The 16,765-nt window shown below is 37.5% G+C and carries 15 protein-coding genes; 4 read left to right on the forward strand and 11 right to left on the reverse strand.

All coding sequences use genetic code 11. The features are described 5' to 3' along the window. Nucleotides 1-83 precede the first annotated feature (83 nt). The 9 genes from QUE18_RS12495 to QUE18_RS12535 all read right to left on the reverse strand — a co-directional run bounded on the left by QUE18_RS12495 (nt 84) and on the right by QUE18_RS12535 (nt 8,266). Nucleotides 84-485, reverse strand: a complete 402-nt coding sequence (locus tag QUE18_RS12495) for a 3D domain-containing protein (protein WP_009203680.1) — start codon at nt 483-485, stop codon at nt 84-86. Nucleotides 486-763: 278 nt separating this feature from the next. Then, a complete protein-coding gene (locus QUE18_RS12500; protein WP_008393455.1) occupies nt 764-1,588 on the reverse strand; it encodes an Mrp/NBP35 family ATP-binding protein in 825 nt (274 codons plus the stop codon). A 2-nt stretch (nt 1,589-1,590) separates the two neighbouring features. Next, entirely contained in the window at nt 1,591-2,247 is a 657-nt protein-coding gene (gene rpe / locus QUE18_RS12505) for a ribulose-phosphate 3-epimerase (RefSeq protein ID WP_008393457.1), read from the reverse strand. A 143-nt stretch (nt 2,248-2,390) separates the two neighbouring features. Then, nucleotides 2,391-4,031: a Na/Pi cotransporter family protein gene (locus QUE18_RS12510; RefSeq protein ID WP_009203679.1), complete on the reverse strand. Its 1,641-nt coding sequence runs from the start codon at nt 4,029-4,031 to the stop codon at nt 2,391-2,393. 521 nt (nt 4,032-4,552) lie between these two features. Next, nucleotides 4,553-5,305 carry a hypothetical protein gene (locus tag QUE18_RS12515; protein WP_009203678.1) on the reverse strand — a complete coding sequence of 251 codons (753 nt, stop codon included), beginning with the start codon at nt 5,303-5,305 and terminating at the stop codon, nt 4,553-4,555. Nucleotides 5,306-5,340: 35 nt separating this feature from the next. After that, complete coding sequence (locus tag QUE18_RS12520) at nt 5,341-6,102, reverse strand: hypothetical protein (RefSeq protein ID WP_009203677.1); 762 nt, start codon at nt 6,100-6,102, stop codon at nt 5,341-5,343. Beyond that, nucleotides 6,096-6,830 carry an ABC transporter ATP-binding protein gene (locus tag QUE18_RS12525; RefSeq protein ID WP_009203676.1) on the reverse strand — a complete coding sequence of 245 codons (735 nt, stop codon included), beginning with the start codon at nt 6,828-6,830 and terminating at the stop codon, nt 6,096-6,098. Before QUE18_RS12525 ends, QUE18_RS12520 begins: the two co-directional genes overlap by 7 nt. Further along, a complete protein-coding gene (locus QUE18_RS12530) occupies nt 6,827-7,189 on the reverse strand; it encodes a GntR family transcriptional regulator (RefSeq protein WP_009203675.1) in 363 nt (120 codons plus the stop codon). Before QUE18_RS12530 ends, QUE18_RS12525 begins: the two co-directional genes overlap by 4 nt. 216 nt (nt 7,190-7,405) lie before the next feature. After that, nucleotides 7,406-8,266, reverse strand: a complete 861-nt coding sequence (locus QUE18_RS12535; protein ID WP_009203674.1) for a DUF4866 domain-containing protein — start codon at nt 8,264-8,266, stop codon at nt 7,406-7,408. Between the two features lie 40 nt (nt 8,267-8,306). Here QUE18_RS12535 and QUE18_RS12540 point away from each other — a divergent pair, with 40 nt between their 5' ends. Continuing rightward, nucleotides 8,307-9,194: a LysR family transcriptional regulator gene (locus QUE18_RS12540; protein WP_009203673.1), complete on the forward strand. Its 888-nt coding sequence runs from the start codon at nt 8,307-8,309 to the stop codon at nt 9,192-9,194. 5 nt (nt 9,195-9,199) lie between these two features. Further along, nucleotides 9,200-10,522 (forward strand): threonine/serine exporter family protein, encoded by a 1,323-nt coding sequence (locus QUE18_RS12545; protein WP_009203672.1) that lies wholly within the window; start codon nt 9,200-9,202, stop codon nt 10,520-10,522. A gap of 84 nt (nt 10,523-10,606) precedes the next feature. Here QUE18_RS12545 and nifJ read toward each other — a convergent pair whose 3' ends face one another. After that, nucleotides 10,607-14,128 carry a pyruvate:ferredoxin (flavodoxin) oxidoreductase gene (gene nifJ, locus QUE18_RS12550; RefSeq protein ID WP_009203671.1) on the reverse strand — a complete coding sequence of 1,174 codons (3,522 nt, stop codon included), beginning with the start codon at nt 14,126-14,128 and terminating at the stop codon, nt 10,607-10,609. A 264-nt stretch (nt 14,129-14,392) separates the two neighbouring features. Then, on the reverse strand, nt 14,393-15,355 hold the full coding sequence (gene mltG / locus QUE18_RS12555) for an endolytic transglycosylase MltG (protein WP_009203670.1): 963 nt from the start codon (nt 15,353-15,355) through the stop codon (nt 14,393-14,395). 268 nt (nt 15,356-15,623) lie between these two features. Here mltG and QUE18_RS12560 point away from each other — a divergent pair, with 268 nt between their 5' ends. Both QUE18_RS12560 and QUE18_RS12565 read left to right on the forward strand, forming a co-directional pair. Beyond that, nucleotides 15,624-16,109, forward strand: coding sequence for a peptidylprolyl isomerase (locus QUE18_RS12560; RefSeq protein WP_008393484.1), 486 nt, complete (start codon nt 15,624-15,626; stop codon nt 16,107-16,109). A 93-nt stretch (nt 16,110-16,202) separates the two neighbouring features. Beyond that, nucleotides 16,203-16,685 carry an HAD family hydrolase gene (locus tag QUE18_RS12565; protein ID WP_009203669.1) on the forward strand — a complete coding sequence of 161 codons (483 nt, stop codon included), beginning with the start codon at nt 16,203-16,205 and terminating at the stop codon, nt 16,683-16,685. Nucleotides 16,686-16,765 lie beyond the last annotated feature (80 nt).

Raw genomic sequence — 16,765 nt, forward strand, 5'->3', positions numbered from 1 at the left:
AAAATATCAGCCAGTTTGAATTCATCTTTTCTTCCAAACTGGCTGATATTTTTACGCTATATTTTATAATCATCATTCGTATCTTAATTTACCTTATAAACTTTAACACCTGTTTTCTTACCAAATCTCTTTGTCTGTTTATGAGATTTAAAGAATACATCGATATGTTTTCCTTTGACACCGCCTCCGACATCTTCGGCTACGTATGTTTTTCCATTGATCTGTACTTTTGATCCTAATTTGATCTTTCTTTTATCTACAGCAATAGTTCTTCCCTGTTTTGCTTTCTTTCCAGAAGCTGTTCTTGTTCCCCATTTTCCACTGCATTTTTTACATCCGCAGTATGCTGTTAATTTGTATTTTCCTAAGTATTGTACTTCGTTATCTTCTGCTTTGGTTGAAGTTGATCCTGTAAAGATGATTCCTGATGCTACAACTAACATCGCAATCACTACTAACAATTTCTTCTTCATAACTTTCAGCATATAAACCTCTTTCTGTGCTCAATAGTTTCTTAAACTTCGAAACAATTTTGTAACATTTTCGAAATCTATGTTTCATACTTTACCCGATATCCATCAATATGTCAACCTTTGTACTCGATAAAATACAATTTATTCCCAATATATGTAAGTTTGTTATTACAAATTTATTAACTTATACGATTTGTTTTTTATAAATTTGTATACAATATTTATATTTTTCATTGCATTTTTTCCATCAAAAAAAGAAGCGGAAAACCGCTTCTTTACGTTGTTTCTTCTTATAAAATGATATCCATTACACCATCTAAGTAAATATTTTCCACATCCTCGATCAGCCCTGCGTCACATGCCTGTGTTAATTTTGGATCAATTGGAAGTTTTCCGAGTACTGGAATGTTAAACTTCTCAGAAATTTCTTCAATATGACTGTCTCCAAATACCTTAATCTCTTTGCCGCAATCTGGACATTTGATGTAGCTCATGTTCTCGATCAGACCCAGAACTGGTACATTCATCATGTTCGCCATATTCACAGCTTTCTCCACAATCATTCCTACTAATTCCTGTGGAGTTGCAACGACAACGATTCCATCTAATGGAATAGACTGGAAAACTGTTAATGGAACTTCTCCGGTTCCTGGTGGCATGTCCACAAACATCACATCAATGTCTTTCCATAATGTCTTACCCCAGAACTGTTTTACAACGTCTGCTACAACTGGACCTCTCCAGATTACTGGCTGTGTTTCTTCTTCTAACATTAAGTTTAAGGATACAACTTCGATTCCGAAATTTGTCATTGCTGGAAGAATGATTCCTTCTGCATTTCCTAATAATCTCTCATGAAGTCCAAATGCCTGCGGGATGGATGGTCCTGTGACATCCGCATCAAGAATTGCTGTATGCAACCCTTTTCTCATTGCTGCGACTCCTAATAAAGAAGTTGTCATGGATTTACCTACGCCACCTTTTCCACTGACGATACCGATAACCTTCTTTACTTTACTTTCTCTATATAATGGTTCAAGAAAATCTGTTTTCTCCTGTGTTCTGCTTCCGCAGTTTGCACTACAACTGCTGCAGTCATGACTACATTCACTCATTTTTACGCCTCCATAGCTTCTAAAATATCTTTTGCACTAGATGCAATATCACCGTTAAATACAGCGGATCCTGCTACAAATACGTTTGCTCCACATTCTTTGACATGTGCTACGTTCTTTGCTGAGATTCCTCCATCTACTTCAATATCGATATCCAGTCCTTTTTCATTGATGATCGCTCGTAATTCTTTGATCTTGTCATCCATCTTCGCAATATAAGACTGTCCGCCATAACCTGGGTTTACAGTCATGATCAGTACCATATCTAATTCTTCCAATACATAATCTAATGCAGATAATGGCGTTGCTGGATTCAAGGCTACTCCAACTTTTAATCCTTTCGCTTTTACCTGCTGGATCGCTCTATGAAGATGTTTTGTTGCTTCTGCGTGAAGAGTGATCAGATCAGCTCCTGCTTCTGCAAAATCATCAATATATCTTCCTGGTTCTTCAATCATTAAATGTACATCAAATAAAGCTTCTGTCTCTTTACGAAGTGATTTAATCACTGGAAGTCCCAAGGAAATATTAGGTACGAACATTCCATCCATAACATCAATGTGCACCCATTTTGCACCTGCTTTTACTGCTTCTTTTACATCTGCTCCAAGATTCGCAAAATCTGCTGACAAAATTGATGGGGATAAAATATAATCCATAACTCATTTCTCCTTTACACACCTGTTTTTAGCACTCTTTTTAGTATAACGTATTGTTTATAACAAGTCTAGTTACTATCAAAAAAAGAACCTTCTTATTTTAGTTCTTTCAGAAGGTTCTTTTTGAATTTTATGTAATTGTTTTACCCACGTTCAATGATCTTTGCCATCTGTTTCGCAACATTCCATGTATGATCACCGATACGCTCAAAGTCTGTTAACATTTCAGAGAAAATGATGCATGCTTCATCATTACATTCTCCTCTGTTGATACGTTCCAAGTGACTTTCGTAGAATTCTTCTGTCTTCTGATCGATAAAGTTCTCTGAATCATGAACTTTCTGAAGCCATTCCTGCGTATCCTCTGGTACTTTAGAAATGTTATGGAACATTTTTTCACAGATCATTTTCATTTCTTCCATCTGCTGTTTTGCGTCATCTGAAAATACAATATGTTTTTCTTCGATCAACTTTGTATAATCACAAATATTAACTGCATGATCTCCAATTCGTTCGATATTACTTGTCATATCAAGATATGAGCCGATATTTTTTGAAGCTTTAACATTCGTTTCATGCGCCATCATCTTTGCTGCGGCTCTTGAAATTTCTTTATTCAGATAATCAATATAATCTTCTCTTTTATCAACATCACCTAAGGATCTGCTGCTTCCTGCCAAAAATGCATCAAAACTTTCTTCTACATTGACTCTTGCCATCTCAAGCATTCTCTGAATTTCATTTCTTAAGTTCTGTAAGTTGATCGCTGACGTACCAAATGTAGCATCTACTCTTGTATCAACCGATTTGATGTATTTTAAATGTTTGTGTTGTTCTTTCTCTTCTGCTTTCTCTGGAAGGATCTTGGTTGCAAGTTTTGCCAGATAATTTCCAAATGGGATCAGCAGGATGGTTGTACTGATATTAAATAATGTATGCATATTGGCAATCTGTTTTGTAATACTGCTTCCACTGAATCCTGCCACATAATTTGTCAAAGGTGTCACTAAACATAAAATTGTAAAAATGGCTGTTCCGATAATATTGAAGCTTAGATGAATGATCGTTGCTCTCTTCGCACTTCTCTCTGTTCCGATCGATGCTAAGATCGCTGTGATACATGTACCGATATTCTGTCCAAATAATACAAAGGCTGCATCATGGAAACTGATCACTCCACTTAATGCTAATGCTTGCAGGATACCTACAGAAGCTGAAGATGACTGGATGACCGCTGTAAAGATCATACCTGCGATGATTCCAATCAGTGGATTAGAAAATCTTGTCATCAGGTTGATAAATGGTGGATACTCACGAAGTGGTACCATGGAATCTCCCATCATGTTCATTCCGACAAATAAGATACCAAGTCCCGCAATGATCTCTCCGACAAACTGTACTTTCTCATTCTTTGAAAATACAACAAGTGCTACACCAATAAATGCGATCAATGGTGCTAATGCTCCAACGTCTAATGCGATTAACTGTCCCGTGATCGTTGTACCGATATTTGCTCCCATGATGATCCATACTGCTTGATTTAATGTCATCATTCCAGAGTTTACAAATCCTACAACCATTACCGTTGTAGCTGAGGATGACTGGATCACGGCTGTGATCAAGGCTCCTACGATAATTCCTAAGAATCTATTGGATGTCAATTTTTCCAAAATGTCTTTCATTTTATTTCCGGCAACGGATTCTAATCCGTTACTCATCATCTGCATACCATAGAGGAATAATGCTAATCCTCCCAACAGACCTAAAATGTTTGTACTGCTCACTTTTTTTCTCCTTTAGTTGTTCTTTTCTTTACTTTTCTTTCACTTATTTTTTACAACAGTTTTATTTTAACTTATTTAGGAGATGTGTTGTGTTAAATGTATGTAAAATTTTTTGTACTTTTATATGTTTATACTTTGTTTTTTATTGAATTAATATATGTTTTCTGTTAAAATAAACGTCAAGGTGTTACTTCACATTGACGTGAATGGCGGTTTGCTTCCTACGGGGAGTTCTAGCCCCGATTACATAGATCCATCTCTTTCATAGAGAAATCTGACGGAAAGGGGACTTGAAATTATGCTAACCATTACAGACCTAATCGCAGTAATCTCACTGTGTGCGACTTTTTATAGTCTTGGCTATGTGCGTGGAAAGCATGATGCCAAGACAGAAAAAGACCGCCCTACCCTGAGAAAGTAAGCGGTCTATAAAACTTATATTAATCAGGCAAACCGTCATCGGTAGCACCTTTTTATATTGTTATATTAACATCTATAATTTTTTATGTCAATTCTATTATCTAATTTATATTTAACTTTCTAGTCAAAATAAACTCAATCACCAAATGACACAACACAATTTCCAGAAGAAAGGCAATAAGACACGGAAGATAAAACCAACTGTAATATCTATTATGTTGCAACAATACCACTTGCATTTCATAGCCAACCAAGAATAAAAAAGCTCCTACAATGATCATTGTCGCAAATCTGTTTTTACTTCTCATCTGTCCAATGCATATTGCTGTATATGCCTGATAGATCAGATGCATCGTCCATATGATTCCATATATGATCATATAAAGAATGGTTAAAACAACTTTTGTTTTTGTAAAATCCTGAAAATGTCGAATCGGTATCCCTTGAAGTGAAGCTTCTCCGTGATATACAATACTTTGTATATAAACCAATATATTATTTTCTGCAAAAAAGATAAAAACTGTTGTAAAACTGATGATGATCGCACTGAAAACCTTTGACAAGATCAACTTTCTCACAGTCACTGAAAGTGTATGTGTAAGGTAGCTTTCCTTTCCATACATGCTTTTCCAGAACCTTTGTATCACAAGAATAATATTCACGCAGAATATAAAATAAATACCGGTCACAACAACAATAGCCTGTGCCTTTATTGGGATATGATCATAAAATGTTTCATAATTGAACACAGTATTGATTCCATGGACAATTCCATAAATGATCAAAACAGCCCATAGTGGCAGCATGATCTTACGGTAATATTTTAGATCATATTTCATCAATTTCCTTAACATAATTTTTCCTCCTCTCCTTATCCCTTCTATTTTTCCTACTCCAGATTCAATTTCTTCGTTAATATCACTTCTGTAACAATATGATAAATGATAATGATCACAATATTCTCTACAAGATAGATCCACAGATCACTATCAAATCCAAATGTGTTCTGCAGACTTGATCCCATATTATCTAAGTTTGTCATACTTGGAATTCCGATTAGTGATACAATGATCGATAACACTGCATATGCCACAAATGCAAACAAGAATCGATTGCCATTACTCAACTGTCCGATCACCATTGCTGCATATATATGGTAGATTCCACTTAGCAAACCTACCACTGCGATCACCGCTCCATATCCAATCCATGGTCCTGCATGTACTTTGATGACCCAATTTCCAAAATATGTTACGGTGTCCATAAGTTTTACCGGGCTTATCGCAATGATCTCTACTCCCAATAAAGAGATTACAAGTGCTGTCCCACAGCTAATGATCAATGCACTAATCACTTTGGATAAGATCAGGCTTCTTGTAGTAACTGGAAGCGTGAACATTAAATATCCTTCTTCCTGCAATAACCCATTCCAGAAGCGCTGAATCACAATGATCACATTCATTACAAAGATCGCAACGATCACTGCAACAATGACCACAAGACTAAATACGATCATCGTATTTCCAATTCCGTCAAGATTCGACCGAATACTGATTCCAAAGATCAGTCCCATCACTAAGAGTACACCCCATAATGGTGCTAAAATCTTCGCTAATGCTTTCAGATCATACTTTATTAATTTTCCTAGCATACTTCGTCCCCTCCTCTGTATACATCTGTATGAAATATCTCACGGAACAGGGCATCGATGGATTTGCCGCTTTCTTCTCTTAAGTCATCAGCTGACTTGTATGTTACAATATTTCCTTCTTTGATAAAAATAACCTCATCCATGATCTTCTCGATATCTGCGATCAGATGTGTTGAAATGATCACGGTTCCTTCCTCATTATAATTGTTTAAGATCGTATCTAAGATAAAATCCCTTGCTGCGGGATCGACTCCTGCGATCGGTTCGTCTAGCAGATAGAGTTGTGCTTTTCGGCACATTACCAAAACTAACTGGACTTTCTCTTTATTTCCTTTGGATAAGCTTTTGACCTTCGCTTCGGTGTTGATCTTTAATGTCTCACACATGCCCTCTGCTTTTTTACGATCAAAGTCTTCGTAAAAATCTTCAAAAAAATCCATCAAATCTGCAATCTTCATCCAATCTGCAAAATACATCTTATCTGGCAGATAGCTGATGATCTTCTTGCTGTCAACACCAGGTGCTTTACCATTGACTTTAATCTCACCTGATGTTGGCTGCAACAGACCGTTTAATAACTTGATCAATGTTGTCTTTCCAGAACCATTGGGTCCTAAAAGCCCGATGATCTTTCCTCTCCCTATTGTTAAGTTGATTCCCGTTAAAGCTTCCTTCTTTCCATACCGTTTCTCTAAATCAGTTAATTCTATTAAATTCAAATCCTTCATTCTTCCTCTTCCTTTCCGATCAATGCGACTGCATCTTCCTTATTGTATCCAAGTTCCTCTAAATCCCTGATGTATTGTTTTACAATCTTGTGTCCTATATCTTTCCGACATTCTTCTATCTTCGTCACATCTTCTGTGACACAGCGCCCGCTTGTTCGGTTGGTGATCGTTAATCCATCCTGATCAAGTGCTGATAACGCTCTCTGCATCGTATTCGGATTCACCCCTGCTTCTCCTGCAAGATCCCTGACACTTGGTAGTTTCTCTCCGCTTGAATAGGTTCCTGACACAATCCTCTTGATCATCTGTTCCTTCAGTTGTGTCCAGATTGGTCTTCCATCATCTATCTTCCACCCCATAGTTCTCCTTCCTTCTTATTGTATTATTGTATTACTTCCTTAATACAATAATATTATATGCTACTTTTTATAAAATGTCAATCCTTATTTCATTTATACTTTTGACACTCTCATCATAAATTGATAGAAAACACAAAAGACATCGCACGAATATTTGTATTTCATGCGATGTCTTTTATGACTACTATTGGTAACTATAAATAAAATAGTTCCTTTTTATTTGATCATTGTCAGGATCCGTTCTCTACATCCCAGACCAATACCATTGGCCTGTTCGATGTTTTTCTCTAGTTGGTGTTCAAAGTGACGGAAGGGAAGAAAGATGCCAATCTCGCTGCTTTGTTGTTCAAATTTGTTTTCATCCATTACACCGTAATACATGAACGCTCTTGGTAATTGTTCTTCCAGTCTCATCATAAAATCCCAAACAATGCTGTAGACTTCGTTATCCTCTATCATTTCTTTTACTTCTTTAGGTAGTTTAAATAATAGCAGGATTCCAATATGTTCCCCAATCTTCATTGTGTTAATTTCATTTTTGTTCCGATAATCGTGTTTTTCACGAAATCCATAAGCAAGACAGATTTCATAATCCGGTATATCGTCCGCCTGATCTGAAATCTGCTGAAACATTTTATATTGTTTTTGTGAAATCTGTTTGTTTACGGATGTTTGTTTGATCAGCTCGCCCTCTGCATCTGTTAATCTTACAGGATTTGTTACACCTTTATCATTGAATCTCATAGGAATCAAAAACGCATTTCTTAACAGATCAAACATACTGTTTCCACAGATTTCCATCAAGAAAGCGGAAAGATCCCTATTTTGATATGCATCAAATAGTGCTTTCACAAACTGTTTTTCCGAAAGATCACGATCTCCACTGTTGGCAAACTCTTCATAAAATAACTCTCTCAATCGTTCACAGGCATCATTATTTTCCAGAATTTTTTTAAATATATGCTCTGCATTTTCTTCTCTTGGAAAAATTGTTTCCACGCTGATCATCCCTTTCTTGACTTTTTCATCAACTGTATTATACTTTAGGAAGAATGATATGTAAAATATATATATCATATCAATAACATACAAATTTTATATAACTAGGAGGTCAATCATGCCTTTTGACTATTATCGTATCTTTTATTATGTTGCAAAATATAAGAGTTTCTCTAAAGCTGCGAAATTCTTACATAATAATCAGCCAAATATCACTCGCTGCATGAATATTATGGAAAGTGAACTTGGCTGCACTTTATTTATCCGGTCACACAGGGGAATCAAACTGACACCAGAAGGGGAACAACTTTATGCACATGTAGCGATTGCAATCCAGCAGATTTCTTCTGGAAATGATGAACTAAATCGAACAAAAAATCTGAAATCTGGAACTGTTACGATCGGAGTAAGCGAAACTGCACTTCATTTATTTTTGCTGCCGAAATTAGAGAAGTTTCACAAACTTTATCCACATATTAAATTAAAAATTTCCAACCATTCCACACCACAGGCAATCAAAGCTTTGAGAAAAGGATTCGTTGATTTTAGTATTGTGACAACACCATTGTATTGCGAACATCCATTACAATCGCAACGACTTTGCTCTTTCCGTGACATTTTAATTGGCGGACCTTCTTATAGGGATATTGGTTTTTCACCGAAAAGACTACGTGATCTGCAGGATTTTCCTTTTATTTCATTAAATGAAGGAACAGCAACCAGAAATTTTTATGAGAAATATTTCTATCAGAATCAGTTAGTTTTTTCTCCGGATATGGAAACTGCTACAACGAACCAGATCTTATCTCTGGTGCAGCATGATCTTGGAATTGGTTTCTGTCCGGAAGCTCTTGCTAAGGACTATCTTGATCGTGGTGAAATTATAGAAATTCCTGTAAAGGAACATGCTAATCCACGAGACATTTGTCTCCTTACCGATTCTACCCGACCAATTGGAATTGCTGGGAAAAAATTATTAGAAATACTTATGGATTCGGAGGGGTGATATATATGGAGGAAGAATTTCATAATCATATGCGGATTCCTTGGCATGATTATACAAGAAAAAGTATTGGTCGTCCGATCACGGAAGCTTCGTTAAGTGAGAAAGCCTCGATCATCGGTCGTACTGGAATTATGCTTCTATCTTGCGGAACTGGAGCATGGAGAGTACGAAGTTCTATGAACACACTGGCTAGAGAACTTGGAATTACTTGTACTGCTGATATTGGTTTATTATCAATTGAATATACTTGTATTGATGGTGGTAACTGTTATACAGAATCCCTATGTCTGTTTAATACAGGCGTAAATACATCAAAACTTTATCGAATGGAATTGTTTGTTAACAAATTTTCCAAAAACTGCAAGAAGATGTCTGGAGATGAACTTCATACACTACTTGATCAGATTCATGAAATTCATGGATTTTACTCTCCGCCATTCCTTGGTCTGGCTGCAGCTGTTGCATGCAGTGCATTTACTTTTTTACTCGGTGGCGGACCGATTGAGATGTTTTGTGCATTCTTAGGTGCTGGTGCCGGAAATTTTCTCCGGGCAAAAATGAATCAACATCATTTAACTTTATTCCTATGCACTGCGGCAAGCGTTGCTTTGGCATGTATTGTATACACAATTGCCTTCATGGCATTGAAATCTGGATTTCATATTTCGATACACCATCAAGCTGGTTATATCTGTTCTATGTTATTCATTATTCCAGGATTTCCATTTATCACAAGTGGAATTGACCTTGCAAAATTGGATATGCGTTCCGGACTTGAACGTCTGGCTTACGCACTGATTATCATTGCTGTTGCAACTTTAGCTGCATGGATGCTTGCTTTAGTTCTTCATTTAAAACCGATGGATTTTCTTCCATTGAATTTAAGCAAGTCAGAATACCTGATATTTCGACTGATCGCAAGCTTTTTTGGAGTTTTAGGTTTCTCCGTAATGTTTAACAGTCCATTACAACTTGCTGCTACAGCAGGGATCATTGGAGCAATTGCAAATACAACTCGTCTGGAACTGGTTGATCTTGCATCATTTCCGCCAGCTGCGGCTGCATTCCTTGGAGCTTTGCTTGCTGGTCTTCTGGCATCTATGATCAAGACTTCGATTGGTTATCCTCGGATCTCACTGACTGTGCCATCAATCGTTATTATGGTTCCTGGATTGTATCTGTACCGGGCAATTTATAACATTGGCATTACTTCCATTGATGCTGGTGCATTTTGGTTTACAGAAGCCTTGCTTATTATTACGGCATTACCACTTGGATTGATCTTTGCCAGAATCATTACAGATAAGACGTTTCGACGTTGTTCTTAGAAATGGAAAAATCCCTCTTTGCGATTACTCACAAAGAGGGATTTTGATTTATTAGATTAAGATCATCTAAATAATAGGTAATTCCTATTTATCAGACATTTCTTTTAATCTGTTGTATTTAGCTTCTGCGTTTGCTTTAGCTTCTGCGAACAGTTCTTTAGCTCTTTCAGGATTCTGACGAGATAAAGCGTTGTAACGAACTTCTCCCATGATGAAATCTTCGTATTCTGTTGTAGGAGCTTTAGAATCTAAGTGGAATGGATTCTTTCCTTCAGCAGCTAATGTTGGGTTGAATCTGAACAGATTCCAGTATCCAGAAGTAACAGCTTTCTTTTCTTCTGTCTGAGCAATCTTCATTCCACCCTTGATACCATGGTTGATACATGGAGCGTATCCGATTACTAATGATGGTCCTGGATAAGCTTCAGCTTCAGCGATTGCTTTAACTGTCTGGTTGTAATCAGCACCCATAGCGATCTGTGCTACATATACATATCCGTAGCTCATTGCGATTGCTGCAAGGTCTTTCTTCTTAGTTCCTTTACCAGCTGCCTGGAACTGAGCGATTGCACCTAAGTTAGTAGATTTAGATGCCTGTCCACCTGTGTTAGAGTAAACTTCTGTATCGAATACGAATACGTTTACGTCTTCTCCAGATGCTAATACATGGTCAACACCACCGAATCCGATGTCGTATGCCCATCCGTCACCACCGAAGATCCACTGAGATTTCTTAGATAAGAATTCTTTCTTAGCAAGGATTTCTTTGGCAGCGTCACATCCACAAGCTTCTAATGCTGCTACTAATTTATCTGTAGCTGCTCCGTTCTTGCTTCCGTCTGCATATGTGTCTAAGTATTCAGCTGCTGCTGCTTTAACATCTGCGTTATCTGTAGATTCAGCTAATGCAACAACTTTTTCTTTTGTCTGTTCTCTTAATGTATTCTGTCCTGTGAACATACCTAAACCAAACTCTGCGTTATCTTCGAACAGTGAGTTAGCCCAAGCTGGTCCCTGTCCTTTAGCGTTTGTTGTGTATGGTGTAGCAGGTGCAGATCCACCCCAGATAGAAGAACATCCTGTTGCGTTTGCGATGTACATTCTTTCACCGAATAACTGAGTGATCAGTTTAGCATAAGGTGTTTCACCACAACCAGCACATGCTCCTGAGAACTCAAGCATTGGCTGTCTGAACTGGCTTCCTTTAACGGAATCAGCTTTGAATTTAGCAAGTACTTCTTCTTTTGCTGGTAATTTCTGACCATAGTCATAAACTTCCTGCTGATCTCTCTGAGAATCTAATCCCTGCATTGTAAGAGCTTTTTCACCCTTCTTACCTGGACAGATGTTTACACAAGATCCGCATCCTAAACAGTCAAGAACTGTAACTGTCATAGCGAATTTGTATCCTGGCATTCCAGTCATATCAGCTGTCTTAGTAGCTGCTGGAGCTGCTTTAGCTTCTTCTTCTGTCATAGCTACTGGACGGATTGTTGCATGAGGACATACATAAGCACAGAAGTTACACTGGATACAGTTATCTGGATTCCAAGAAGGAACGTCTACTGCTACTCCACGTTTTTCGAATGCAGATGCACCTAAAGGCATATGTCCATCTACGTAAGGTACTAAATCGCTAACTTTAAGAGCGTTACCTTCCTGTCCATTAACGTAGTTCTGTACGTTGTTGATGTAATCAACAAGAGGTTTGTTATCTCCCTTAGCTTCAACGAATAAGCTTTCTGCTTCAGCGTCAGCCCATTCAGCTGGAACTGGTACTTCAACGATAGCTTTTGCACCAGCGTCGATCGCATCGTGGTTCATCTTAACGATAGCTTCACCCTTCTTGCTGTAAGAAGCTGTTGCAGCGTCTTTCATGTATTTGATCGCATCTTCTTCAGGGATGATTCCTGATAATTTAAAGAATGCAGACTGTAATACAGTATTGATACGTCCACCAAGTCCGATTTCTTTACCGATCTTGATACCGTCAATGATATAGAACTTAATGTTGTGTTTAGCTAAGTAAGCTTTTACCTGTCCTGGAAGATGTTCTCCAACTTCTTCTGGAGTCCAGCTGCAGTTTAACAGGAATGTTCCACCGTCTTTTAAGTCCTGAACCATGTTATATTTTGTTAAATATGGTGCACAATGGCAAGCAACAAAGTCAGCTTTGTTGATCAGGTATGTTGATTTGATTGGGTCATCTCCGAAACGTAAGTGGGACATTGTAACACCACCGGATTTCTTAGAGTCATAATCAAAGTATGCCTGAGCATATTTGTCTGTATGGTCACCAATGATCTTGATAGAGTTCTTGTTAGCACCAACAGTACCGTCGGCTCCAAGTCCCCAGAATTTACAAGCTACGATGCTGTCTGGAGCTGTAACTGGAGTTTCTCCTCTTTCAAGAGATAAGTTTGTAACATCATCCACGATAGATAATGTGAATTCGTTTTTATCAACGTTTTCGAATGTAGCGATGATATCAGCTGGTGTAGTATCTTTAGAACCTAATCCATAACGTCCACCATTGATTGTGCAGCTTTCGAATTTTGTTCCCCTTAATGCGTTAACAACATCAAGGTATAATGGTTCTCTTGCTCCAGGCTCTTTAGATCTGTCTAATACGTTGATAACTTTTGCTGTATCAGGGATTGCTTCTACTAATTTCTCAGCAACGAATGGTCTGTAAAGACGAACTTTAACAACACCGACTTTTTTACCCTGTTTCATTAAGTAATCGATTGTTTCGTCGATTGTTTCACAAACAGATCCCATAGCGATGATTACGCTCTCAGCGTCTTCAGCTCCATAGTAGTTGAATAATTTATAATCTGTTCCGATCTTAGCGTTAACCTGATTCATGTAATCTTCAACGATTGCAGGGAAAGCATTATATGTTGAGTTAGCTGCTTCTCTTGCCTGGAAGAAGATGTCTGGGTTCTGAGCTGATCCACGAAGAACTGGATGTTCTGGGTTTAAGCACTCAGCTCTGAATTTGTCGATTGCTTCATAATCAACCATATCTGCAAGATCATCATAATCCCACATTTCGATTTTCTGAATTTCATGAGATGTTCTAAATCCATCGAAGAAATGTAATACAGGAACACGTCCTTTAATTGTTGCTAAATGAGCTACTGCTCCTAAGTCCATAACTTCCTGAACACTAGAGCTGCAAAGCATTGCGAAACCTGTCTGACGACATGCATAAACGTCAGAGTGGTCACCAAAGATGTTCAGTGCGTGAGATGCAAGTGCACGAGCAGATACATCAAATACGCAAGGCATCTGTTCACCAGCGATCTTATACATGTTAGGGATCATTAATAACAGACCCTGAGATGCTGTATAAGTAGTTGTTAATGCACCAGCTGCTAAAGAACCATGTACAGTTCCTGCTGCTCCTCCTTCAGACTGCATTTCAACTAATTTTACAGGATGTCCGAAAATATTTTTCTTTCCCTGTGTTGCCCACTGGTCAGTTGACTCTGCCATTGGTGAGGATGGTGTAATAGGATAAATTGCTGCAGCTTCTGTAAAAGCATATGATACGTGTGCAGCGGCTGTGTTACCATCCATGGTTTTCATTTTTCTTGCCATGTTCTCTTCCTCCTAAAAAATCTCGTGTGAATATATTCACACATTGTTAATCTCTACGTCCACCTAGCATATGGGCGTAGAAAATATCACTACAACTTTCACAAGTTGCTTAAAACATAAACAAAGCTGTATACATATAACTTTTGTATACAGCTTTATTCTACATTATTTGCACAAGTTTTTAAAGAGATTTTTATGTATTTTTAGGTATTTTTTTTTGTACGCCAAAAAAATAACAATCTTTTTGAATCCTTAGTAAAATACTCAAGATTTTGAATTCGTTGTATTTGTGCTATTTGTACTATTTTTATCTTTTGTACTTGTGCTTTTCGCATTCTTATGTTCATCGAATGTTTTTGTGAAAATATGAGTTCCCTTTTTGCTTCCGTCAGTTCTATAATATAGATAATCATGTTTCTTCGGATGCATCGCAGCCTTGATCGCCGTGTCTGACGGATTACAGATCGGTCCTGCTGGTAACCCTTTCATAACGTAAGTATTATACACCGTTTTCACTTTCAGATCTTTATAATAAACTTTCTTCGCATTATATAATCCATTTGTTGTGGTATACAAAACGGTCGGATCGATCTGAAGTCTCATTTTCGCTGCAAGGCGATTCTCAATGACTCCTGCGATCATCGGACGTTCTGACATATTGCTTGCTTCACGTTCGATCATTGATGCGATCGTCATGATCTCTGCCATAGAACGCTTTCCTTTATAAGACTTCGCAAGTGCTGAATATTTCTTATCGAAATTATCAAGCATCTTCTGGATCAGATCTTCTGGTTTGGAACTTTTGTAAATCTTATAAGTATCCGGATACAGATAACCTTCTAATTTGTACTTTGTTCCCTTCTTTGGGTCAATGTCTTTAATAAAATCGTTTTTATACTGATCTGTATTCTTCGCAGCCTTTATAAATTCATCTGCTTTAAAGACTCCCTGTTTCTCTAGTCGTTTTGCTATCATATCAATGGAATATCCTTCCGGGATCATGACTGTGACGACTCTTCTTGCCTCTGCAAGTTTTCTGGCCTCTTCTGCTTTCTGCTGCCTGTAAGCCATATATTTTCTTCCAGCAAATATACCTCCTGCCACAATGACCACTAGTAAAATGATGACTCCAATGACAAATGGAGCTCTGGAACGATTTCTTCTTCCACGTCTGCGCCCCCTTCTGCGCCTTCTGGAATTATGATCAAAATCTAAATATAAATCCATGATGTCCTCCCAAATTTTTATTATCGTATGATTTTAAAATCATACTATGTTCCTATGCTATTATACTCGCATTTTGTAGAAATAAAAGCTTTTTCATTAAATTTTGTTCATATTCTTAACTTTTTTGTAATTTTTGTGAAAAAATATGCATATTTTGGATTGTAACTCTTCTGGTCAAACTGCTGTACTTTTTTTAGTATTTCCATTATAATCAAAGCATAGCCGTAAATGGCAAAAGATTATAAAATATAGAAAGGAATTTCATATTATGGCAAATCCAATTGTAACGATCACTATGGAAAATGGTGATGTAATGAAAGCAGAATTATATCCGGAGATCGCTCCGATCACTGTTGAGAACTTTGTAAATCTTGTAAAAGACGGTTTCTATGATGGTTTAACTTTCCATCGTATCATCAACGGATTTATGATCCAGGGTGGATGCCCATTAGGTACAGGAACAGGTGGTCCTGGACATACGATCAAAGGAGAGTTCAGCCAGAACGGTGTGATCAACAACTTAAAACACACTCCTGGTGTTTTATCCATGGCTCGTTCTATGATGCCTGATTCTGCCGGATCACAGTTCTTTATCATGCACAAAGCTGCTCCACATTTAGATGGACAGTACGCAGCATTTGGTAAGATCATCGAAGGAATGGATGTTGTAAATAAGATCGCTGAAGTTGCAACAGATTATTCCGATAAACCATTGGAACCACAAGTTATGAAGACTGTAACTGTGGAAGAATAGTCAACTATATCCTTACAGCACAGAGCCGGACCATCAATCTTCATTTGTATCCGGCTCTTAATTTTTATAAATATTTAGATAGGTAATGATAATATGAGTGAAAACAACAAACTAATCTTTCTGGATGGTGAAACGATCTATCACAAAACAGTTCCTAAAACAGTGGTCAAACAGATCAAACGGATTTGCGAAGAAAACAATATCTATGGCACCTTTGAAGGGGAAAAATGTTCTTATTTCCGCGATCATAATGTTGACTTTCATCCACATTATGGATTTATGATCACTGCTTTTGACCTTGCTCCTTATATGGCGCATGAATTTACATGGGATCATGTTGAAAATCCTGATAAAGGGACTGGTCTTACATATGTCGCTGATCATCTCAACATCTCTACAGATGACTGCTACGCATTTGGAGACAGTAATAACGATATCTCCATGTTTAAAGCTGCTGGCCATGGAATTGCTATGGGAAATGCCTGTGATGAATTAAAAGCAATTGCGGAATATGTTACAGATTCCGTAAACGATGACGGGATTTATCATGCATTTGAACATTATCATTTGATTTAATATAAGAGGGGTATTGCAAGTTTTTGTTACTACTTTTGCAATTTAGAAGAAAAGCAGCTAGAAATCTTAAATTTTGATTT

The sequence above is a fragment of the Anaerostipes hadrus ATCC 29173 = JCM 17467 genome, assembly GCF_030296915.1.
Taxonomy (GTDB): domain Bacteria; phylum Bacillota; class Clostridia; order Lachnospirales; family Lachnospiraceae; genus Anaerostipes; species Anaerostipes hadrus.